This window comes from Pantoea sp. X-Soil-ISGK-259 (assembly GCF_059730705.1).
Genome location: NZ_AP035986.1, coordinates 2,572,105 through 2,595,021, shown reverse-complemented (window position 1 = coordinate 2,595,021; position 22,917 = coordinate 2,572,105). Strand labels below are relative to the sequence as shown.

General features: G+C 46.7%; 22 protein-coding genes. 11 read left to right on the top strand and 11 right to left on the bottom strand.

Annotated elements, in window-relative coordinates; translation table 11 throughout:
* Positions 1 to 43: 43 nt before the first annotated feature.
* The 11 genes from rfbA to gnd all read left to right on the top strand — a co-directional run bounded on the left by rfbA (position 44) and on the right by gnd (position 11,476).
* A complete protein-coding gene (rfbA, locus tag AC6I77_RS12350; protein WP_497816984.1) occupies positions 44 to 925 on the top strand; it encodes a glucose-1-phosphate thymidylyltransferase RfbA in 882 nt (293 codons plus the stop codon).
* Positions 925 to 1,470, top strand: coding sequence for a dTDP-4-dehydrorhamnose 3,5-epimerase (gene rfbC, locus AC6I77_RS12345; RefSeq protein ID WP_497816983.1), 546 nt, complete (start codon positions 925 to 927; stop codon positions 1,468 to 1,470). Before rfbA ends, rfbC begins: the two co-directional genes overlap by 1 nt.
* Positions 1,470 to 2,402, top strand: a complete 933-nt coding sequence (locus tag AC6I77_RS12340; protein WP_497816982.1) for a glycosyltransferase family 2 protein — start codon at positions 1,470 to 1,472, stop codon at positions 2,400 to 2,402. Before rfbC ends, AC6I77_RS12340 begins: the two co-directional genes overlap by 1 nt.
* 117 nt (positions 2,403 to 2,519) lie before the next feature.
* Positions 2,520 to 3,368 carry an ABC transporter permease gene (locus tag AC6I77_RS12335; protein WP_497816981.1) on the top strand — a complete coding sequence of 283 codons (849 nt, stop codon included), beginning with the start codon at positions 2,520 to 2,522 and terminating at the stop codon, positions 3,366 to 3,368.
* Entirely contained in the window at positions 3,358 to 4,590 is a 1,233-nt protein-coding gene (locus AC6I77_RS12330) for an ABC transporter ATP-binding protein (RefSeq protein ID WP_497816980.1), read from the top strand. The genes AC6I77_RS12335 and AC6I77_RS12330 overlap by 11 nt, the downstream gene beginning before the upstream one ends.
* Positions 4,587 to 5,417: a glycosyltransferase family 2 protein gene (locus AC6I77_RS12325; protein WP_497816979.1), complete on the top strand. Its 831-nt coding sequence runs from the start codon at positions 4,587 to 4,589 to the stop codon at positions 5,415 to 5,417. The genes AC6I77_RS12330 and AC6I77_RS12325 overlap by 4 nt, the downstream gene beginning before the upstream one ends.
* Positions 5,418 to 5,420: 3 nt before the next feature.
* Positions 5,421 to 6,761, top strand: coding sequence for a hypothetical protein (locus tag AC6I77_RS12320; RefSeq protein ID WP_497816978.1), 1,341 nt, complete (start codon positions 5,421 to 5,423; stop codon positions 6,759 to 6,761).
* Entirely contained in the window at positions 6,758 to 7,735 is a 978-nt protein-coding gene (locus AC6I77_RS12315; protein ID WP_497816977.1) for a glycosyltransferase family 2 protein, read from the top strand. Before AC6I77_RS12320 ends, AC6I77_RS12315 begins: the two co-directional genes overlap by 4 nt.
* A 1-nt stretch (position 7,736) precedes the next feature.
* Complete coding sequence (locus AC6I77_RS12310; protein WP_497816976.1) at positions 7,737 to 8,984, top strand: glycosyltransferase family 4 protein; 1,248 nt, start codon at positions 7,737 to 7,739, stop codon at positions 8,982 to 8,984.
* Complete coding sequence (locus AC6I77_RS12305; protein WP_497816975.1) at positions 8,981 to 9,886, top strand: NAD-dependent epimerase/dehydratase family protein; 906 nt, start codon at positions 8,981 to 8,983, stop codon at positions 9,884 to 9,886. The genes AC6I77_RS12310 and AC6I77_RS12305 overlap by 4 nt, the downstream gene beginning before the upstream one ends.
* A gap of 177 nt (positions 9,887 to 10,063) precedes the next feature.
* Positions 10,064 to 11,476, top strand: a complete 1,413-nt coding sequence (gene gnd, locus AC6I77_RS12300) for an NADP-dependent phosphogluconate dehydrogenase (protein WP_497816974.1) — start codon at positions 10,064 to 10,066, stop codon at positions 11,474 to 11,476.
* A gap of 117 nt (positions 11,477 to 11,593) precedes the next feature.
* Here the strand turns inward: gnd and AC6I77_RS12295 are convergent, their stop codons facing one another.
* From AC6I77_RS12295 to hisD, 11 genes are all read right to left on the bottom strand, one after another.
* Positions 11,594 to 13,651, bottom strand: a complete 2,058-nt coding sequence (locus tag AC6I77_RS12295) for a hypothetical protein (RefSeq protein ID WP_497816973.1) — start codon at positions 13,649 to 13,651, stop codon at positions 11,594 to 11,596.
* A 277-nt stretch (positions 13,652 to 13,928) separates the two neighbouring features.
* A complete protein-coding gene (locus AC6I77_RS12290; protein ID WP_497816972.1) occupies positions 13,929 to 15,227 on the bottom strand; it encodes a succinylglutamate desuccinylase/aspartoacylase family protein in 1,299 nt (432 codons plus the stop codon).
* Between the two features lie 106 nt (positions 15,228 to 15,333).
* On the bottom strand, positions 15,334 to 16,125 hold the full coding sequence (locus AC6I77_RS12285) for an ABC transporter substrate-binding protein (protein ID WP_312215595.1): 792 nt from the start codon (positions 16,123 to 16,125) through the stop codon (positions 15,334 to 15,336).
* A gap of 66 nt (positions 16,126 to 16,191) precedes the next feature.
* Positions 16,192 to 16,668 carry a YbaK/prolyl-tRNA synthetase associated domain-containing protein gene (locus AC6I77_RS12280; protein WP_497816971.1) on the bottom strand — a complete coding sequence of 159 codons (477 nt, stop codon included), beginning with the start codon at positions 16,666 to 16,668 and terminating at the stop codon, positions 16,192 to 16,194.
* A 114-nt stretch (positions 16,669 to 16,782) separates the two neighbouring features.
* Positions 16,783 to 17,394: a bifunctional phosphoribosyl-AMP cyclohydrolase/phosphoribosyl-ATP diphosphatase HisIE gene (gene hisIE, locus AC6I77_RS12275; RefSeq protein ID WP_039659822.1), complete on the bottom strand. Its 612-nt coding sequence runs from the start codon at positions 17,392 to 17,394 to the stop codon at positions 16,783 to 16,785.
* Positions 17,388 to 18,164, bottom strand: a complete 777-nt coding sequence (gene hisF, locus AC6I77_RS12270) for an imidazole glycerol phosphate synthase subunit HisF (protein ID WP_136197177.1) — start codon at positions 18,162 to 18,164, stop codon at positions 17,388 to 17,390. Before hisF ends, hisIE begins: the two co-directional genes overlap by 7 nt.
* Positions 18,146 to 18,883 carry a 1-(5-phosphoribosyl)-5-[(5-phosphoribosylamino)methylideneamino]imidazole-4-carboxamide isomerase gene (gene hisA, locus AC6I77_RS12265; RefSeq protein ID WP_136197176.1) on the bottom strand — a complete coding sequence of 246 codons (738 nt, stop codon included), beginning with the start codon at positions 18,881 to 18,883 and terminating at the stop codon, positions 18,146 to 18,148. Before hisA ends, hisF begins: the two co-directional genes overlap by 19 nt.
* Complete coding sequence (gene hisH, locus AC6I77_RS12260) at positions 18,883 to 19,473, bottom strand: imidazole glycerol phosphate synthase subunit HisH (protein ID WP_008926061.1); 591 nt, start codon at positions 19,471 to 19,473, stop codon at positions 18,883 to 18,885. Before hisH ends, hisA begins: the two co-directional genes overlap by 1 nt.
* A complete protein-coding gene (gene hisB, locus AC6I77_RS12255; protein ID WP_136197175.1) occupies positions 19,473 to 20,540 on the bottom strand; it encodes a bifunctional histidinol-phosphatase/imidazoleglycerol-phosphate dehydratase HisB in 1,068 nt (355 codons plus the stop codon). The genes hisH and hisB overlap by 1 nt, the downstream gene beginning before the upstream one ends.
* Positions 20,537 to 21,613: a histidinol-phosphate transaminase gene (hisC, locus tag AC6I77_RS12250; RefSeq protein ID WP_497816970.1), complete on the bottom strand. Its 1,077-nt coding sequence runs from the start codon at positions 21,611 to 21,613 to the stop codon at positions 20,537 to 20,539. The genes hisB and hisC overlap by 4 nt, the downstream gene beginning before the upstream one ends.
* Entirely contained in the window at positions 21,610 to 22,914 is a 1,305-nt protein-coding gene (gene hisD / locus AC6I77_RS12245) for a histidinol dehydrogenase (RefSeq protein ID WP_497816969.1), read from the bottom strand. Before hisD ends, hisC begins: the two co-directional genes overlap by 4 nt.
* Positions 22,915 to 22,917: the final 3 nt, after the last annotated feature.

Here is a 22,917-nt window from a genome sequence, read left to right as displayed (position 1 = left end):
CGAAAGAGGCCGCTATAGCGGCCTGACCAATTAAGGTGAAATTGTGAAAAAGAATAAAGGCATTATTCTCGCTGGTGGCTCAGGAACGCGCCTCTATCCGGTAACGATGGCAGTCAGCAAGCAATTGCTTCCGGTTTACGACAAGCCAATGATTTACTATCCGCTCAGCACACTGATGTTGGCAGGCATTAACGATATTCTGATCATCAGTACGCCGCAGGATACACCACGCTTTGAAAGCCTGTTAGGTGATGGTTCACAGTGGGGGATTTCAATTCAGTATAAAGTACAACCGAGTCCGGATGGACTGGCGCAGGCCTTTATTATTGGTGAAGAGTTTATTGGTGATGATTCTGTCGCGCTTATTCTGGGTGATAATATCTTTTACGGCCATGATCTCTATAAGCAGCTTGAAGCCGCGTCAGTGAAAGACGAAGGCGCTACGGTCTTTGCCTACCACGTCACCGATCCTGAGCGCTATGGCGTTGTGGAATTTGACAGTGAAGGTAAAGCAATTTCACTGGTAGAAAAACCTGAACAGCCACTTAGCAACTATGCAGTAACCGGTCTTTATTTCTATGACAACAGTGTTGTGGAAATGGCAAAAAATCTTGCGCCATCACCGCGCGGCGAGCTGGAGATTACGGACATCAACCGTATCTATATGGAGCAGGGTAAACTTTCGGTTTCGATTATGGGACGCGGGCATGCCTGGCTGGATACCGGTACACATGAAAGCCTGATCGAAGCAAACAACTTTATTCAGACTATTGAAACCCGCCAGGGTTTAAAAATTGCTTGCCCTGAAGAGATAGCATATCGCATGGGCTTTATTGACAGAGAACAGCTCAAAAATCTGGCCACACCCATGTTGAAAAATAAATATGGTCAATATCTCCTGGCTCTGTATGAAGGCAAGCTTTAATGAAGATTATTAATACTAACATTCCAGATGTAAAAATTATTGAACCAGCCGTATTTGGTGATGAACGCGGCTTTTTCATGGAAACCTGGCAGCAGAAAAATTTTGACGAGCAGGTTTCTCCTCAGGTTTTCGTTCAGGACAACCATTCACAATCTGAACATGGTGTTTTGCGTGGACTACATTATCAGGTAGGAAGCAATGCCCAAGGTAAATTAGTACGTTGTGTCGAGGGCGAAGTTTTTGACGTTGCGGTAGACATACGTTGCAATTCTCCTACCTTCGGGAAATGGGTCGGTGTAATGCTTACTGCGGAGAACAAAAAACAATTGTGGATCCCTGCAGGGTTTGCGCATGGTTTCCTGACAATCAGTGAAAGCGCACAATTTCTATATAAAACTACTAACTATTATGCTCCTGCATCTGAGCGTTGTATTTTGTGGGATGATAAAGAAATTGGTATCGAATGGCCGAGCGTAAGACAAATAAAATTGTCAGACAAAGATCTGAAGGGTTCAAATTTAAACTCAGCTGAGCTTTTCCGCTAATGAGTAGTCAGATTTTGACAGTCGCTGTATTAATGTGTACCTATAACGGTAGTAAATATCTCAGAAAACAACTTGATTCAATATTGAATCAAACTCATAAATCTTGGGTAATCTTCGTTTCTGATGATGGCTCTACTGACGATACGGTCAATATTCTCAAAGAATATCAGAACAAACTGGGCGATGAAAAATTTCATATCCTGACGGGACCGGGGAAAGGATTTTCATGGAACTTCCTGAGTTTACTTGAATCAGCAGGTGAAGAATTTTTTGCATATGCTTTTTGCGATCAAGATGATATTTGGAAACTAAATAAACTTGAGCGAAGCATTAATTGGCTTTGTAAGCAAAACGCCCAAAAGCCCGCAATGCATTGTGGGCGCACCGAACTGATTGATGAGGATGATGCGGCAATTGGTTACTCTCCACTTTTCGTAAGACTGCCATCACTGAGAAACGCTCTTATTCAAAGTATTGCAGGTGGCAATACAATGACGTTGAACCATCAGGCACGTAAACTTGTTATTATGACTCCACGTTGGATAGAAATCGTATCACATGATTGGTGGGTATACATTTTACTCTCAAGTTACAATGGGATAGTTCATTACGATATGACACCGACTATCGACTATCGACAGCATACGAATAATATCGTTGGTTCGAACACAGGATGGCTTGCCAGAATAAAACGTATTTCTGGATTGATGGACGGAAAGTTTCGTGACTGGATTGGAAAGAATATTACAGCATTACAGTCCTTGGACGTCGATCTTCCAAAGGAAAACGCCCAGTTATTGAAAAAGTTTATTGAAGCCAGAGACGCTCCGTTGATGAAACGCATTTCTCTTTTCAGAGAGTTGAAGCTCTATCGGCAGACTCACTATGGAACTATTGCATTTTATATAGCAGTTTTACTAAAAAAAATATAGAAAGCTAAAGGTTACTAACTTAAGCGATTTAAATTTAAGATGTTTAAAATAAAACGAATAGGCGCTTAACAATTCGTTGAAAATGAATCGCTTATGTAAATTTAATGAGAAGGTTCAATGAAAAACGCTCAGATACTGGCATCTAATTCAAAAACAAATGTCTCGCCAAAAAATATGGTTAAGTCAATATGGATTAACCGCAGTCTGATTTTTCAAATGGCAAGGAGAGAAATACTTAGCCGCTATAAAGGTTCATCACTGGGACTAATGTGGTCGGTTATAACTCCGATGGTGATGCTGGTAATTTATACCTTTTTGTTTTCAGTCGTGTTTAAAGCAAAGTGGAATGTCGGGGGAGATGAATCTCGCTACGAATTTGCAATTGTACTTTTTGCAGGACTATTGACGCATACGTTTCTCGCCGAAGTGTTGAACAAATCGCCAGGGTTAATTATTGGAAACGTCAATTATGTAAAAAAGGTCGTATTTCCACTCGAAATATTACCAATAATTAACGTGCTGTGTGCTATGTTCAATACATTAGTTAGTATATTAGTTCTGCTTATTGCCATTCTTTTAATAAAAGAAGATTTGCCTGTCACAGCATTTCAATTGCCGTTAGTTTTATTGCCATTGGTTATCTTATCTACAGGGCTTTCCTGGTTCCTTGCATCATTGGGAGTTTATATCCGAGATGTTGGCCAAAGCATAAGCATCCTGACTACTATACTATCATTTTTGTCACCAATATTTTATCCGGTAAGCGCAGTACCTGCCATATTAAGACCATGGTTAATGTTAAATCCACTGACCTTTATCATTGAGCAGGTAAGGGGAGTACTGATATGGGGCAATAACCCTGATTATGTCGGGTTGGGAATATACCTGATTTGTGCGATGTTTATAGCATGGCTTGGCTATGTATGGTTCCAGAAAACACGTAAAGGTTTTGCCGATGTACTCTAATAAATCAGCAATTATAATTGAACACCTCAGCAAGTGTTATCATATCTATGAAACGCCACGTGCGAGATTAAAACAATTTATTTATCCCACAATCAAACGTTTAATTGGCCGAAAAGAAATTAATAACTATTATCGTGAGTTCTGGTCGGTTAAAGATGTATCCTTTGATATTAAAAAAGGAGAAACTGTCGGAATTATTGGTAATAATGGTGCCGGTAAGTCAACACTATTGCAAATGATCTGTGGGACATTGAATCCAACAGAAGGTCAAGTAACAGTAAATGGCCGGATAGCGGCACTTCTTGAGCTTGGTTCAGGCTTTAATATGGATTTTACTGGCAAGGAGAATGTTTATTTAAATGCCGCTGTATTGGGGCTGTCTAAGAAAGAAATAGATCTTAAGTATCAGGACATTGTAGATTTTGCTGATATTAAAGACTTCATGGATCAACCCGTCAAAACTTATTCAAGCGGTATGATTGCACGACTGGCCTTTTCAGTGGCTGTCCAGGTGAACCCTGATATTCTAATCGTTGACGAAGCACTTAGTGTTGGCGATATGGCTTTTCAGGAAAAATCCTTTAGTAAAATGAAAGAAATTCGGGATATGGGAACATCGATTCTGTTTGTTTCTCATTCTTTATCAGCAGTCAGGAATTTTTGCGATAAAGCTGTTTGGGTTGAAAAGGGGCAAATCAGAATGATTGGCGAGCGACTTGATGTTTGCGATGCCTATCAGCAAGAAACAGAGGGGAAAAATACTCTGCCCAAATCAGCTGGATCAGCAACTAATTTACCACTTCAGCACGATGATGAGAAAAAAATAAAGTTGCACGAAGTGAAGTGTAGTAAAAAACTGTATGAAATGGGAGAGGATATTTTACTTTCATTCAAGTTGTCGTTTAGCGAGGAAAATTTAAAATACGGCCTCGGAATTGTGATCTATGATATGAAAGGAAATATCATATCAATACTCAATACCCTTAGAGACGAAGTAATAATGACTGGTAAAAGAGATGAAATTAGTCTCAAAATCCTTAATAATCATTTTGGGCCAGGCGAATATCATATCACTGCTTCAGTATCTGACGAATTAGGCATGTTTCCATACGACAAGCTTGAATATATATCCAGCTTTAAAATTAAAATGGAGCGAAATAGTTCAGGGCTAGCGAAAGTTGATGGTGTTCTCCGATGCGATCATGAATGGGAAGGTGTATGAACTGGCAAATCGATGAGCACGAGACGCTATGGTTCAGGAAGGGTGATATAAATATTACTCGCAAGCACAATTTAATTGTCCTGATGCGTATTCGTAATGAAGAGTTGGTGCTTAAAGACACCCTTGACCATATTAGCAAGTTTGCAGATTATATTTGCGTATATGACGACTGTAGCAACGATAAAACTCGAGAAATTCTAAAATCGCATCCCAGCGTTTTTCTAATAGTAGAAAATAATCTTTGGAGAAAAGGTACCGACAATCGTTTGCTGTCGGAAACGCGCCATCGCGGCCTGTTGATGGCACTCGCAAATCGCTATCTCAGTTTCAAATGGTGCATGTGCTGCGATGCTGATGAGCGTTACATAGGAGATATTAAGTCTTATGTAGAGCAAGATATAGCTGAAAAACCTGAAGGTGTGAGGATACAGTTATTTGATGCTTATATGACCTCTGGGAACGATGAGCCTTACAGGCAAGGTTTAAAAATGATGGATTTTCGGAAGTATTTTGGTCCGGAATGCCGTAATATTTTAATGCTTTGGCAAAACAGACCACATATCGTTTATCAGGGACTTGATGCACGGGAACCGTCTCGTGTGGCAACTGAAACTGTGAAATTTTACTGTCAGCACTACGGCAAAAGCTTGTCATATGAGCATTGGGAAGAAACCTGTAATTACTATGTGGAAAATTTCCCATGGGACCCTTATGGAAAGAAATGGAGTGCCAGAAAGGGCAAAGCACTTCACAGCCAGTCTGACTTCGGTCGACCTCTTTTTCCTTGGGGTCAGGAGTTATTTGATAATGCAACCACCGAATTTTGATTAATGAAAATACTAATTGCAACTTCAAGATTCAAGGATCTTGCTGGCTCTGAGATTACTGTTTTCGAATATGCCGAAGAATTCACACGTCACGGATACAACGTTTCAATTGCCAGTTTCGAAAAGACGGCTCTACTGTTACCAGAATGTAATGCAGCAGGGATAACCGTTTCAACTTTTGATGATGAAGTATTAATTGAAACTGAGTGGGACCTTATTTGGGTTTTACATCCACCAGCCTATTACGCATTATTTACGCACTTTGATTATCAAACAAAAAAAACAATATTCTCGTCACTATCACATTTTGAACCACTTGAGTCACCGCCAATCGAAGTTCGTCAGATTAGTCTATTTACGACTAATTCCTGCGAAAATAAGCGTTTTTTCTGTGAGCAGTTTCCTGACTACTCACCAAGAGTGGTGGTTTTGCCAAATTCGATACCAGAAAACTTCTGGACTATCGAACCTGTTGAAATGAAGGAAAAAAAACTCATCATCGTATCTAACCATTTACCTGATGAAGTTTTAGAACTTGCAGAACGCCTGCGAATTAGTAACTGGCAAGTAGATATTTTTGGCGTCGGTCATTTGCATAAAAAAGTTTCAGCTGAAGACATGGTTAACTATCGGGCTTGTATCTCGATCGGTAAAACCGTTCAATACTCGCTCGGACTTAAAATACCGATTTTCTGTTATGATCGCTTTGGCGGTCCCGGGTGGATAACACCAGAAAATGTAGAACGTGCAGCTGAGTTTAACTTCTCAGGTCGCTGTACCAATTCTAAATTAAACGCTGAAATTCTTGAACGATATTTTGTTGATAATGTAATACCTGATTCATCGGTGCTTGAGCAATTGTATGAGTATGCCAGGAACACATTTTCTCTCACTAATAATATCAATAATATCCTTACTTTACTAAATTCAACTAATGATTCTGTAAACCTTAAAAATACCACACTAAAAAATATTCTGGCCAGGCATCTTGATATATTTTTACGCGATCAGAAATTACAAAGTGATTTTCAATTAGCCTGGAATACGGAAAGTCAGCGAAGATTCAGAACTGAAGAAAAGTTGCTAGAAGTTCATAAAGCCTGGCAGCTTGAAATAAACCGAAGTCATGATGATCGAGAGTTGATATATTTAAAAGCAGAAAATGATAGTTTAAAAGAACAGCTTGTACAACAGGATGAAGTTATTAAGGGTTACGCTTCAAAAATTGAAAGATATATAAAATTTATTCAGTTTGCAAAGAAAACTCGATCCGGCAAGAAAGCATACCGCACGTTAAAAATTTTAAAAAGATTTAAAGCACTAATTCATAAGGTTAAAAAATGAATGATCAGCCTTTGCCATTGGTTTCCGTTTGTATTCTGACGAAGAATCCGGGCGCTATTTTTAGGTCGGTTTTGCCGGCGGTTTTGAATCAGAAAACCGATTTTATTTATGAAGTGATAGTTGTAGATTCTGGCTCTTCTGACGGAACTCTGGATTTTATTAATAATTTAAAATCAACGAAACTAAAATTGCTTTCAATCAAACCAACTGATTTTGGTCATGGTAAGACCCGCAACTTTGCTGTATCTGAGTCTTCCGGGGAGTTTGTTGTGATGATCACTCATGACGCCCTTCCTAAAAACGATTACTGGTTACAAGGTATGATAGCTCCATTCTTTGAGGATGAGGCTATTGCTGGAGTTTTTGGTAGACATGACGCATACGACTCAGCCTCGCCCTTTACTAAAAGGGATATTAAATTACATTTTGACAATTTCAATTCCGGTCAAAAAATTGTCTGGCTGGATGATAAAGATCGATATGTAAAAGATGTTGGCTATCGCCAATGGCTACACTATTTTTCTGATAATAATGCAGCATTACGTAAAAGTGTCTGGCAAAAAATTCCTTATCCTGAAGTCGATTTTGCTGAAGATCAGCTATGGGCAAAAGAAATCATCGAGAAAGGATATAAAAAAGCTTACGCAGATGATGCCATTGTTTATCATTCTCATAATTATAGCCTGGGACAAACATTTCGTCGGTCTTATGACGAATCGCGCGCACTAAAAAAACTATTTGATTACAATATTTGCCCAAGTATTTTAAACGTACTTTATCAGACTCAAGCCTGCTCACGCCGGGATATTAATTATTTAAAGAATTCTTCAAATCACAGTGGTCTTAAATCAATATTTAATATCATTGCAATGCATTTTTTAAAGCAATCAGGATATTATCTGGGAAATAATTTCACCAATAATAAAACCGTATTCCGTTTAGTTTCGCTCGATAACTCTATTAAAAGGAAGTAATATGACAATCAGAACGATTTTATCAATGGTTGCCAGGGTTTATAAAGATGAAGGGATTCGTGGCGTTTTAACTCGCACCTATCGTAAATTGAAAAGTAAAGATGCAACAATTAATGGTGTTACTCTAACCAGTGCGATAAGTATCTTTAATAAAAGAGATGTTATTGGATTTTATGAATTTATAACTTTTCAGGATGTTGGAGTGGCTCAAACACTCAACAGCGCGGCCGCCAAAAATACAATCAATTGGCTTATTCCTGATTTTGGTGTTGGCTCAGGCGGACATCTTAATATATTTCGTTTTATTAAAATGTTAGAGCGGAGTGGATATAAAAATAACATTTGTCTTGTTGGTTCTCATCGTCACTCTTCACCTGACAAAGCAAAAGCGCTAATTAGTGAACATTTTTTTAAAATGGATGCAGAGGTTTTCTTTGGTATAGAGTCATTACCTGAAGCCGAATTTAGCTTCGCTACAGGCTGGACAACGGCTTACTATCTTAGGGCCTTTAAGCGCACATTGCATAAGCTTTATTTTGTTCAGGATTTTGAGCCTTCGTTTTATGCTGGCGGCAGTGAATATGCATTTGCTGAGCAAACATACAAATTTGGCTTTACAGGGGTATGTGCAGGAAATTGGTTGGCTAGTAAACTTAATCATGATTATGGAATGCAGACTCATAAAATAGGGTTTTCTTATGATCGTGAGCTTTATTTTCCTCATCCCGTTCTTGGTGATGGGAAAAAAAGAGTTTTCTGTTACTTTCGACCACCAACCATCAGGCGTGGTTTAGAAACTGCTCTAATCGCCCTCGACAGGGTGGCTACGCAAAATCCTGCCGTTGAATTTATATTCGCGGGATGGGATATGAATGATTTCAAATTTGACCATCCTTTTCTTAATGCAGGTTTGTTATCCCTTGAGGAATTACCTGATGTGTACTCGAAATGTGACCTCGCATTAGTCCTTTCCTACACGAATCTTTCGTTATTACCTCTTGAGATTATGGCATGTGGATGTGTTGTTGTTTCAAATGAAGGCCCTAACGTCGAATGGCTATTGAATAACGATAATGCCCAGCTTACCAGTAGTGATCCTGTTGAGATGGCTGACAAAATAGGTGAATTGTTGCACGACTCAGATAAGATTGCTCGTTTACGCAAGAATGGTATTGAGTTTGCCAACAGTACAAGCTGGGACGATGAAGGATTAAAGCTAGTAAACATTCTAAAGAGGCTGGCAGAGTGAAAAAAGTACTCGTACTTGGAGCCAATGGTTTCATTGGTCAGAATATATGCCGTCAGCTTTTGGCCGACGGACATTTTGTCATTGCTGCTGATATAGCTGATTCAGCTCTACACTCCTCTTTTAGCCGATATAGTGAAGTTGATGTTACCAAATGCGATTTTACATCTTTAATACAAGGTGTTGACGCTGTTATTTATCTGGTTTCAACCTTATTACCTCAGCCTTCTAATGAAAATGTTGAAAGAGATATTCAGGAAAATCTTATTCCCGTCATTCATCTTTTAGAAGCCATGAAACGGTCGATGTCTTGTAAAAAGATAGTTTTTGCTTCCTCTGGTGGCACTATATATGGAAATCATGATGACAATATAGATGAACATTCTTTATTGGATCCGAAGTGTTCTTATGGAATCATGAAGTTGACGGTTGAAAAATATCTTAGCTTATATAGTGACCTTCATGGTTTGCAGAGTATCTCACTTAGGCTTAGTAACCCTTATGGCCCGGGACAAAATATTAATCGTCCACAGGGTGCAGTAGGTATTTTCTTACATAAAATGATGCAGGATGCTCCTCTGGAAATATGGGGCGATGGCTCTGTAGTCAGAGATTATGTTTATATTGATGATGTTGCAACTGCCTTCTCCGCTGCGCTTAAGTATAGCGGCCATGAAAAAGTGTTCAATATTGGAAGCTCAACAGGCACATCATTGAATGAATTGCTTGACTTATTATTCAAATTAACCTCAAGCAAATCAATCGTTAAGTATTCTGAATCCAGAGTTGTAGATGTTCCAAGTAATATTCTATCAGTTGAGCGAGCGAAGAATCACCTTGGTTGGGTGCCATCAATTTCATTAACTGAAGGGTTAGGAAGATTGACATCACTTATGCGTAGCTAATCTTGCTGCCGAAATATTGAGCAGGCTGGCTCAATCTTTTGTTAGTTAATGCGGATTTTAGTTTTTCAATCTATTTAATTGCTAATTCTGCTGTGTACTTCTATTTATGCTGAGTTAACATGGCTCAATCAACAAGCCATCTTTCGAGTTGGAATTCTCACCTGACAGGAGTAACTAATGTCTAAGCAACAAATCGGCGTTGTAGGTATGGCAGTGATGGGCCGCAACCTGGCTCTTAACATTGAGAGCCGCGGTTACACTGTTTCAATCTTCAACCGTTCACGCGAAAAGACCGATGAAGTCATCGCCGAGAACCCGGGCAAGAAGCTTGCTCCTTTTTACACCGTTGAAGAGTTTGTTGAATCACTGGAAAAGCCACGTCGCATCCTGCTGATGGTTCAGGCAGGCGAAGCGACCGATAAGACTATCGCCTCACTGACACCACATCTCGATAAAGGCGATATCCTGATAGACGGTGGTAATACCTTCTATAAAGACACCATCCGTCGTAACAAAGAACTTTCTGACCAGGGCTTCAACTTCATCGGTACCGGCGTTTCCGGCGGTGAAGAGGGGGCACTGAAAGGCCCATCCATCATGCCTGGCGGTCAGAAAGAAGCTTACGAATTGGTTGCACCGATTCTGGATAAGATTGCGGCGCGTGCGGAAGATGGCGAAGCCTGTGTGGCCTATATTGGTCCGGACGGCGCGGGCCACTATGTGAAGATGGTTCACAACGGCATCGAATATGGCGACATGCAGCTGATCGCAGAAGCTTATGCGCTGCTGAAAGGCGCGCTGGGTCTGAGCAACGAAGAACTGGCTGAAACCTTTACTGACTGGAACAATGGCGAGCTGAGCAGCTACCTTATTGACATCACTAAAGATATCTTCACTAAGAAAGACGAAGAGGGTAAATATCTGGTTGATGTGATTCTGGATGAAGCAGCTAACAAAGGCACCGGTAAATGGACCAGCCAGAGCTCACTGGATCTTGGTGAACCTCTGTCACTGATCACCGAGTCTGTCTTTGCCCGTTACCTCTCCTCACTCAAAACTCAGCGCGTTGCGGCCTCTAAAGTACTGAGCGGCCCACAGGCTAAAGCCTTCACAGGTGACAAAGCGGAATTCATCGAGAAAGTTCGTCGCGCGTTGTACCTGGGCAAAATCGTCTCTTATGCGCAGGGCTTCTCACAACTGCGTGCAGCGTCAGAGGAGAACAACTGGGATCTGCACTACGGCGAAATCGCTAAGATCTTCCGCGCTGGCTGCATCATCCGTGCCCAATTCCTGCAGAAGATCACTGATGCTTACGCAGCAGATGCAGGTATCGCTAACCTGCTGCTGGCTCCGTACTTCAAAGATATCGCGGATCAGTATCAGCAGGCGCTACGTGATGTGGTTTCTTACGCGATTCAGAATGGTATTCCGACGCCAACTTTCTCTGCGGCGATCGCTTACTACGACAGCTACCGTTCAGAGGTGCTGCCTGCTAATCTGATTCAGGCGCAGCGTGACTACTTCGGTGCGCATACTTACAAGCGTATTGATAAAGACGGTGTGTTCCACACCGAGTGGTTAGAAAGCTAACTTATTATGTCTATGAAAAAGCCCTCCATGCTGGAGGGCTTTTTTGTCATGCTACTCATTGTTTACGCAATATTAGCGGATCAATGCGCTATGAATTATGATTGAATCTCAACAGTTTTACAGAGGGTTTAATTCTGCCTGAGGATTAAGCCATAACACAGATTTTCCAGCTTCACCGCTAGATAAAAGAATTTCTGACTTTCCATTTACTTCAGATAAATTAATTTTTACTCTGCCATCCGACAGCTTAATAACCTTCCTGACTGATTCATCACCCTTTCTGATTTCAACAATACCAGATTCTGATGCATTGGGCTCAGGGTAAATCTGGACAATAACAGATCGAACACTGTCATCGATAAGAAATCTGCTCCTGCCGATGTTAGTTGCAATGACTGGCATGACATTGCCATCTTCTGTTGTTCTTAACCCCCCCGTCGTATGAGAATGGTCTTCATTGTAAGTGTAAATGTTATCAAACAATCTTATTGTGTTATCTGACGACTCTTTCAGTTTATAAATCTCTAGATTGTTTACACCCTTAATAATTGTAATTGGTGTGTAATTCATTGCTATGAAATTGGATATCCGATTAAGAATTGGCGAAAGATTGATAGTCTGATCCAAATCCTGAATAACTAACTGAGGTTTATTTTTCTCAAGATCTGAAATTGCATTTTTGACATCGTCCGGCGTGGTTTGCATTGCAAATTCGATAAATCGGGTACCATGTTCTTTAGTGAGAGCATAGTATTCTGCTCGGATAGGATAACTAAAAATACTGTCAGGCTTTTCACTTTCTATGATATTTTTTACCTGCATAAATTGCTTCTGAGTATCTGCAGGTAACTGAACCCCCAGAAACTCATTTTTTGGTTTGATGAAAAATGAATAGTAAGAGAGTTTAATTGTGCTAATTGACAAGGGGTATAAAGATAACAAAGCAATCCCTAATCCAGCAAGCGCGAATAAAGCGTTCACACCTTCTTTTTTCATGAATAATGTATCGTTGGCTTTATTAAAGTAACTTATAACCAGAAGAGCAAAAGGCAGAACGAGCAGAGAACTGGATTTTCCTTTAATCGCAAAACACAGACAGGTAATCGTGATTGCAGTTATCAGGGAAGTATTAATTACTGTTTTAACATCGATGTTTTTGAGGCATGCCGGCAGTAGTCTTAGTGAAATTATTCCCATTATTACTAACTCCGAGATTGAAAAGAGTAAATGTAATACATCCGCTCTTCCGAACATCGATATTAGTCTAAGTGCGACATAGGCTGAAAAAACAATGCCGGTTGGTGTGAATAACTTTCGGGATAAGCCTAAGATAATGAATGAAGCTATGAAAAATGCTATCCACACATAATAAATAATTGAAGATTTATCTAATGATGGAAAGGGGACATCCATGCCACTAGGTTGAATGAAAAATGCATAATAGAGTGTGTTATATAAAAATTCATGGATATTCACACCTTTGAAATACAAATAGGCAATGCCTGCTATTATCACTAAAAGCGCTGTTATACCAATTTTAACTATTCTTTTTATTCTATTCTGAATGGACAACTTATTCCCTGCCGAAAACTCGCCTGCGAAAATGCTTATCGAAAGAAATATGAATAATTCCTGGCCAAACCAAAAAGTGATTCCTAGCAACAAACCGCTGATGATCAACTGCGGGTTTTCGGTTTTTTTTTGAACGGCATCGTTAAGCGTTGAGTAGGAAAGTAAATATAAAGCTAATGCCGCAGCTGGAAGAGCAGTTCTGAGTTGATATATTGGCGGAGCCGCTAAGAAAAACAATGCTGTTGCACTGGCAATAAATAATGATGATTTACCGATGATATTCTTAGTCAGTGCCATAGCTAAGATAAAACCTGCTATCATCTGGAAAACATGTGATTCCATCAGTAGTGATGTACTGGTCGTCAGAAATGTTTCACCAAAAATATACTGCATTATTCCATAATAGTAGTATGGACCTGGGGTGCGAAAATGTATAAAGTCCCTTGTAAAGACTTCGCCGTTAGCAATCCAGTGACCAAAGGCATGGAATAAAAAATGGTCACCGCTACCAAAAGCATACGGCGCTTTATGATATGAAATCATACAGCCCAATAGAGTAAATATTAACAAAATGCTAAAAGTAATAATCTTTTTGTTTACCACTGTTATGTCCTTACCATATGATTTAAGCCTGCCCGCTGGGTTGTAGCTATCTGAATGTAACAATTGACGATTTGAAAAACTACCTCTTGAATTAATGTAAAAAAAGCAATGCGATTTTTGAAAGCAGATAAAGTAGATTCTCTCACTGCAAGTTTTTAGATCTTTTTTAAATTGCTGGCTCTTTATGAAATCGGCTATGAGTATAATAGCATGCGCGACTAGATAAATAAATTTCCGTCATTTCTGCATGCTATTAATAAACCTGAAATTTAATTATTCAGCCTACTAACAATTCACCTTTCCTACCTGCGTTTTCTCCTGCCAGCCGCACAACCAGCATGCCTGCCGTCGCAAACCTTACCCAATGTCTCGCATAGAGAATACCGCCATACTCCGCCACCAGTGGGGTGATATGGTCCGTAATCGGATCAATAATCTCAGCCACCACTTCTCCCGGACGAATCAGTGCGCCAAGCGGTTTACGATGCAGGATCAGCCCTGACACCGGCGAATGAATATATTCACAGCCCGCTAACGGCGTAGCGGGGTTTTTCAGGGCAGGAGAGGCCACCGCCGAACCCTCGCTGTGACGCTCTTTAATCACACCCGGTTCTCCCGGTGCTTCAGCCACGTCAGGCACGGTTAAGCCAATCGGCCCGTTATTGATCGCCACAACATCATCACCACCCGCGTTGGCAGGAACCAGTTCATCCCCACCGATAACGGGTGCGGCCACTTCCACAGATATTGACGGTTCGCTGTAGCCGATATAACCGCTTTCCTGCAGTGCTGAAATAATTGCATCTGCATCTTTCTCCGCCTGTTCAGGCGACACATCACGGACGCCACGCAACTCCAGCGTCACCGGCAATAAGCCACGAGGCATCGGGTAATCTTTACCGAACCGCTCTGCCAGCGTCAGCCAGGGTTCGCAACAGGCTTCATCAAACGGCTCACCGCCAGAGATCTGGGCCAGCAACTGCACTTCACTGCCTAACCAGCGCGCCAGCGGCTCAATGTCTGGCCAGGCATGCGGCGTGGTGTAGAGATGCGGCACGGCTTCCCAGTCACAGTGCAGGTCAATCATCAGATCGGCCTGACTGGCCATCCGCATCAGCGTATAGCGCTGCGCATCCAGCTCGGTCTTTGGCACGGTATCACGATAATGACGATCAATCGCGTCGCGGATCAAGTTTCTGTTCTGTGATTCACTCTGGGTCAGACTCTCAGCCAGCCCGGCCGCCAGAGTATTGCCCAGTGACGGAAAGCGGCGATTAAAGTCCTGACCGGAGAGGGTATGAAAGCGGCCGAGATGGGTGCCGTGCCAGTGCTGTCCCAGTGCCAGCGGATTAGCCACCGGCACCAGGGTAAAGGCAGCTTTAAGCTGTCCGGCAGACTCCAGCGCCTGCAGCCGCTGCTTTAAATACCAGGCAACCGCCATACCGGGCAGTTCGTCGCCATGCAGCGCAGCCTGGATATAAACCTGACGTTCATTGTCCTCAGCAAAATGGAAACTGATGATTTCACGCTGGGTGCCTAAAGAGGCGCTTAACAGTGGATGATGTTGTTGATGCATACCGTGTTAATGTCCTTTAATCGGCAAAGGACGACAGCGCGCCGTCCCGAAAAAGTTAGAGTATAGTGCCGGATCGCGGTGAGGACGAAAAAGGGCGACCGCGAGGTTACTGCTGGATAGAGATATCCGTAGCGAAGTAGCGCTTCTGAATCTGGTCAAAGGTGCCGTTCTTTTTGATTTCCGCAAAGGCGTTATCCAGCGCCGTTTTCAGTTCGGTATCGCCTTTGCGCAGGCCAATTGCTGTACCGGGGCCGATAATTGGATCCTGAATAATCGGGCCAGCCAGTTCAAAATCTTTGCCCTGTGGATGCTTCAGGAAGCCAATCGCTGCCTGTGCCGCGTCGGTAAAGACGGCATCCAGTCGGCCTGAAACCAGATCGCTTTCAACCTGTGCCTGATCGCCATAAGGTACCACGGTTACACCGTAGGGCTGCCATTTCGCCAGCGCATAACGCTCCTGAACCGTTCCCTGTTCCACTCCAACCGTTTTACCTTTCAGAGACTCGACGGTGGGCAGGATGCCGGCGCCTTTACGCGCAATCAGCTGGGTGTGGGTGTCATACAGCGGCACGGTAAAGTCGATCTGCTTCAGGCGCTCTTCTGTAATGCCCATGTCAGACAGAATGGCATCAAACTTACGTGCTTTCAGCGCCGGGATCATGCCGTCAAACTGGCTTTCAACCCAGACACATTTCGCCTGCATCTGCGTGCAGAGCGCATTACCCAGATCGATATCAAAGCCGACCAGCTTACCCTGCGGGGTTTTCGATTCAAACGGCGGATAGGTCGGATCGACCGCAAAACGCACCTGTTCAACTTTTGCCTGAGCGCTAAACGTGCAGCCTGCCATAACCGCCACAGCCAGCGTCTGACGCAGGCGTTGAGTGAAAATGTTCATGATTTTGCTCTTATTCTGTCGTGATGAGTGATTATGCAGAGTATCGCCGGGCTGCCGGGATGGCAATTATTGCGTTATCTCTGTCACGTCAGCCTTGCACAGCGCCCGGTAGTCTTCGGTGTTCAGGATCACCGAGCGCTCCAGCAGACCGGCGTTAAATGCGATCTCCGGATAACGTTCAAACAGCGCGGGGTCCACAATCAGTCGGAGGTCGGGATGAAAGCTGAACGGCGGAATCGCCCCGAATACGCAGCCGGTCAGCAGATCGGTCTCCGCCGGGCTGGCAAGTGAGGCCCGGCGTCCACCGACCGCTGCGGCGACTTTGCCCAGATCGGCTTGCCGATCGGCCGGTAACACCGCCAGCACATGCTGTTTAACGCCGTTGCCCTTTACATGGCAGACCAGCGCTTTCGCGCCCTGACCGATTTCGGTGCGGCGTATTGCCGCGACGGCTTCACATTTACCGGTCGCCTCATGCTCCATCAGGCGATAGCGCGCCTGGTGCTGGTCGAGCAGGGCGATTAATTTTTCATGGGTTGTCACGGTTCTCTCCCTGAGGTTTGAGTCGCCGTTACTGTGCGGGATTGAGATGAAGATTGAGAAGGATTCTGCTCAGAATCTGCATAAAAACGAAATTCTGAGCAGCATATTGCACAATTACTTATGGCGGGCGCGCAGGTTATTGATCACGGCGCTGAAGTCCAGATCCTGATCCTGCAACAACACCATCAGGTGATAAACCAGGTCTGACGCTTCATTGGTCAGCTCATCCCGATCGTTGACGGTCGCCGCCAGCGCGGTCTCAACCCCTTCTTCGCCCACTTTCTGCGCGATGCGCTTGGTGCCGCTGGCGTAGAGCCGTGCAGTATAGGAGCTTTCAGGGTCGGCCGTTTTGCGCGACGCCAGCAGCTCTTCCAGCTGATAGAGGAAGGTCCATTCCGGTACGGCCGGTGAGAAGCAGCTGGTGGTGCCCAGATGACAGGTCGGGCCAATCGGGTTCGCCAGCACCAGCAGCGTGTCGTTGTCGCAGTCAGGTGTGATACTTACCACCTGCAGAAAGTTGCCGGAGGTCTCGCCTTTGGTCCACAGACGGTTTTTGGTGCGCGAGAAAAAGGTGACATTGCCTTCTGCCAGCGTTTTTTCCAGCGCCTCTGGGTTCATGTAGCCATGCATGAGCACTTCGCCTGAGACGTTGTGCTGAACGATGACCGGCATCATGCCCTGTGTTTTGTCCCAGTCGAGCTGGGACAGTTGTTGTTCAGTTAGCACGCGCGAATCTCCACTCCGTTGTCGATCAGAAAGCTCTTCAGCTCACCAATATTAATAATCTGCTTATGAAATACCGAGGCGGCTAAAGCCCCATCGACGTTAGCCTCAGTAAACGCCTCGAGGAAGTGCTGCATGGTGCCTGCGCCGCCAGAGGCGATCAGGGGCACGTTGCAGACTTCACGCATTTTCTTCAGCTGCACCAGGTCATAGCCGTTACGCACGCCATCCTGGTTCATCATGTTCAGCACGATTTCGCCTGCGCCCAGCTTCTGCACTTCCTGCACCCACTCCAGCGTTTCCCACTGTGTCACGCGGGTACGCGCTTCGTCACCGGTATACTGATTCACCTGATATTTGCCGCTGGCTTCGTCAAACCAGGTATCGATGCCGACCACAATACACTGCACCCCAAAACGGTCCGCAAGGCGGGTGATGAGCGAGGGATCGGCCAGCGCCGGCGAGTTAATCGAAATCTTATCCGCACCAAACTCCAGAATACGCGCCGCGTCTTCCGGGGTTTTGATGCCGCCCGCCACGCAGAACGGAATATCGATCACTTCCGCAACGCGTGACACCCAGCTTTTGTCGACGACGCGGCCATCAGATGAGGCAGTGATGTCATAGAACACCAGTTCGTCGGCACCTTCGGCGGCGTAGCGCTGCGCCAGCGGTACGATGTCGCCGATGATCTCGTGATTGCGAAACTGTACGCCTTTGACTACCTGGCCGTCACGTACGTCCAGGCAGGGAATTATCCGTTTTGCCAGCATGAGATCGCCTCCGAAACTGTGAATTTACCTTCCAGCAGCGCACGTCCGACAATTACGCCCTGAACGCCGCTGCCGCGCAGTGCGGCGATATCATTGAGGTCGCCAATGCCTCCCGAGGACTGGAAAGCAATCGTCGGGAAGCGCGCCGTCACTTCCTGATAGAGCGCAACGTTGGAGCCGCTCAGGGTGCCATCGCGCGAAATATCGGTGCACAGCACGTGTTTCAGGCCCACCTGCTGAAAATCGGTAATCACCTCTTCCAGCGTCACGCCCGCCGCTTCCTGCCAGCCACTGATCGCCACTTCTTTGCGGTTACTGGCATCAATGCGGACATCTAACGCGAGCACAATCGCCTCGGCGCCAAACTCTGCAAACCACTGCTTTACCTCTTCAGGCTGCTTCACGGCGGTGGAACCGACCACCACACGACTGGCTCCGGCTTCCAGCAGCGCGTGCACATCGTCACGACTGCGAATGCCGCCACCGACCTGCACCGTCACATCAACGCCGTCCAGCAGGGTTTTCAGCAGCGCAATCTGGCGTTTCGCCGGATCTTTCGCGCCGGTTAAATCCACCAGATGCAGTATGGTCGCGCCCTGGCTTACGTAATCCTGCAGACGTGGCAGCGGATCGCTGCCGTAATCGCGCTGCTGACCATAATCGCCCTGATGCAGACGAACCACTTTGCCGTCAATTAAATCTAACGCGGGGATAATCATTACATCTCCAGGAAGTTTTTCAGCAGCTGCGCGCCGGCTTTGCCCGAGCGTTCCGGGTGGAACTGGACGCCGAAGAAGTTATCTTTCTGTACCGCTGCGGTGAAAGCTTCACCGTAGTGACACTGGGCGATGGTGCTGGCATTGACCGGCATGGCATAGCTGTGGACGAAGTAGAAGTAGCAGCCTTCGTCGATGCCGCGGAACAGATGATTGCCCGCCTGCGCGGTAATCTGGTTCCAGCCCATGTGCGGCAGCGGCAGGCCGTGCGTGTCCATTAACGACACCGGCTCATCGATAATGCCCAGCGTCGGCACGCCACCGTTTTCATCGCTGCCGCGTCCCAGTAGCTGCATACCCAGACAGATCCCCAGCACCGGCTGGGTACAGGCTTTCACCAGATCGATCAGATCACGCTCTTCCAGCTGATTCATTGCCGCCTGTGCGGTGCCTACGCCCGGCAGAAACAGTTTGTCGGCGCGCAGCACCACATCGGGATCGCGGCTCACTTCCGGGGTATAGCCCAGACGTTCAATTGCCCACTTCACCGATGAAAGGTTGGCGCAACCGGTATCCATGATCACCACGTTCATCACAGCACTCCCTTCGAGCTCGGCAGGGTATTACCCTCAACGCGGATCGCCTGGCGCAGCGTACGACCAAAGGCTTTAAACAGGCTTTCGACGCGGTGATGGTCGTTCTTGCCTTTGGTTTTCAGATGAAGAGTGCTCATCATGGCGTAGGAGAGCGAGCTGAAGAAGTGCTCGACCATCTCGGTGCTGAGGTCGCCCACGCGCTGATAGTTGAACTCCGCTTTAAACTCGATGTGCGGACGGCCGGAGATATCCAGCGCGCAGCGCGCCAGGCATTCGTCCATTGGCAGCACAAAGCCAAAACGGCCAATGCCGCGTTTGTCGCCCAGCGCTTTCAGCAGTGCTTCGCCCAGCGCCAGACCGGTATCTTCCACCGTGTGGTGATCGTCAATATAGAGATCGCCTTTCACTTCGATGTTCATGCGGAAGCCGCCGTGCACCGCAATCTGGTCCAGCATGTGGTCGAAGAAACCCACGCCGGTGTTAATCTTGCTGCCGCCTTCGCGGTCCAGCCACAGTTCAACCCGCACCTGGGTTTCTTTGGTGTTACGTTGCACCAGCGCATGGCGATCGCGCTGGGTCAGACGCTGCTGGATGGTCTGCCAGCTCTGGCCATCAGCGCCGTAGCGGATAGCCTGAATGCCCATGTTCTCTGCCAGCTGCACATCGGTCAGACGATCGCCAATCACATAGCTGCTGGCAGTATCCAGCGCACCTTCAGCCAGCCAGGCTTCAACCATTTTGGTTTTTGGCTTGCGGCAGTCGCAGTGATCATCCGGCATGTGCGGGCAGATCAGCACATCATCAAACGCGATGCCCTGCGAGGTCAGAACCTGCATCATCAGATTGTGCGGACCCTCGAAATCGGCCTGCGGAAAACGTGAGGTGCCAAGACCATCCTGGTTAGTGATCATCACCAGGCGATAACCGGCGGCCTGCAGCGCCAGCAGTGCCGGGATAACGTCTGGCTCAAATGCCAGCTTATCCAGACGATCCACCTGAAAATCTTCAGGCGGCTCAGAGATTAATGTACCGTCGCGGTCAATAAAAAGGGTCTTCTGGCTCATGCTTGCTCCACAGAAAAGGCTTGCAGCGCGGCGATCACTCGTTCGCACTCTTCACGCGTACCGATGGAGATGCGCAGGCATCCCGACAGGCCCGGATTTTTGTTCTGATCTCGCAGGATAATGCCCTGATCCCACAAGGTTTTGAAGACTTTTGGTGAATCGGTAAAGCGCGCCAGAACATAGTTAGTCTCGCTGGGGAAAACCTGCTCAACGCAGGCCAGCTGAGGCAGTTCGGCCAGAAGCCAGCTGCGGTTTGCATTCAGCTCCGCAACATGTTCACGCATCAGCGCAATACCCTGTTCACTCAATGCCTGACCGGCCACATCGGCCACAGGGGTCGCCAGCGGGTAGGGCGCAATCACTTTCATCAGCAGGTCGATAACGGGCTTATTGGCCAGCGCAAAGCCGCAACGCAGGCCAGCCAGCGCAAAGGCTTTCGAGAGGGTACGCAGGATCACCAGGTGCGGATAATCCTTCAGCCAGCCAGTCAGCGTCGCCTGAGGACAAAATTCAATATAGGCTTCATCGGCCACAACCAGCGCTTTACCGGCAGTCATCGTCAGCAATTGACGGATATCCTCCTGATTAATCAGGTTGCCGGTCGGGTTGTTCGGGCTGCAAAGATAAACGACTTTCACGCCGTCCAGCTGTTCCGCGATAGCAGGCAGATTCAGCTGCCAGTCGCTGAGCGCCGGCGCGGTACGGTATTCAATGCCGATGGTTTCGGCGCTGACGCTGTACATGCCATAAGTCGGTGGACAGAACAGAATCGCATCCTGCCCCGGCTCACAAAAAGCGCGCATGATCAGTTCAATCGCTTCATCCGCCCCACGGCTCACCAGCACCTGCTCCGGCGTTAAACCTGCGTAGGCCGCATAGCGCTCAATCACGATTTTCGGCTGACACTCGGGATAGCGGTTCAGCGTCTGCTGTGACAGTTCAAACGGCACCGGCAACGGAAACTCGTTGGCGTTAAGCCAGACATCGCCATTGCCACCCAGACGACGCGCCGACATATAAGGCGTGAGAGCGCGTACATTGGCGCGCGCCAGCTGCTCAATATCCTGACTCATGCTTGCTCCTTTAGTGCGGCAACGCGCAGGGTGACGGCATTTTTGTGGGCATCCAGCTGCTCGGCGGCGGCCAGGGTTTCAATGGTCGCGGCCAGATTCAGGAAGCCCTGCGGCGTCAGCTCCTGCACCGTCATGCGTTTCTGAAAATCAGCCAGGCCCAGGCTGGAACAGGTCGAAGTATAACCGTAGGTCGGTAACACGTGATTGGTGCCTGAGGCGTAATCGCCTGCGGACTCCGGTGACCAGTCGCCTAAAAATACCGAACCGGCGCTGGTGATGGACTCCACCAGATCGCGCGGCTGGCGGGTCTGCAGAATCAGGTGCTCCGGGCCGTAAAGATTGGAAATCTCAACGCATTGCTCAAGGTCGCGCGCCACGATCAGGCGGCTGCTTTCCAGCGCCTGACGCGCTGTGGTCGCACGCGGCAACTGCGCCAGCTGCTGCTCAACGGCGACCGCGACCGCTTCGGCCAGCTTCAGTGACGGCGTCAGCAGAATCACCTGCGAGTCAGGACCATGTTCGGCCTGTGAGAGCAGATCAGACGCAACAAACGCGGGGGTGGCACCTTCATCAGCAATCACCAGCACTTCTGAAGGCCCGGCTGGCATATCAATCGCTGCGCCATCAAGACGTTGACTCACCTGACGTTTTGCTTCTGTGACCCAGGCATTGCCCGGACCAAAAATCTTGTCGACGCGCGGCACGGTTTCCGTACCGAAGGCCAGCGCGGCGATAGCCTGCGCGCCACCCACCTGGAACACCTCTTCTACGCCACACAACTGCGCGGCATAAAGAATCTCATCGGCAATCGGCGGCGGCGAACAGAGCACTACGCGGCCACAACCGGCGATACGGGCAGGTGTCGCCAGCATCAGCACGGTAGAGAAGAGCGGGGCGGAACCACCAGGAATATAGAGCCCGACCGATTTCACCGGCCGGGTGATCTGCTGGCAGCGTACGCCAGGCTGTGTTTCAACATCCACCGGCGGCAGAATCTGCGCGTTGTGGAAGGTTTCGATATTCCCCACCGCGACGGCCATCGCCTGCTTCAGTTTGTCACTTAAACGGGCGCTGGCTTCTGCTATCTGCTGCGGCGTCACGCGCAGGTTTTCCACCTGCGCTTTATCAAAGCGGGTGCTGAACTCACGCAGAGCGTCATCGCCGTTCAGCTTTACCTGCTCCAGCACGTTGCGCACCGTCAGCGTGACGTTTTCAGAGGCGGCGATGGCGGGACGTAACAGCAGCGCCTGCTGCTGTTCGGGGGTGCACTGCTGCCACTCAATCGGGGTAGAAAAGGCCATGGC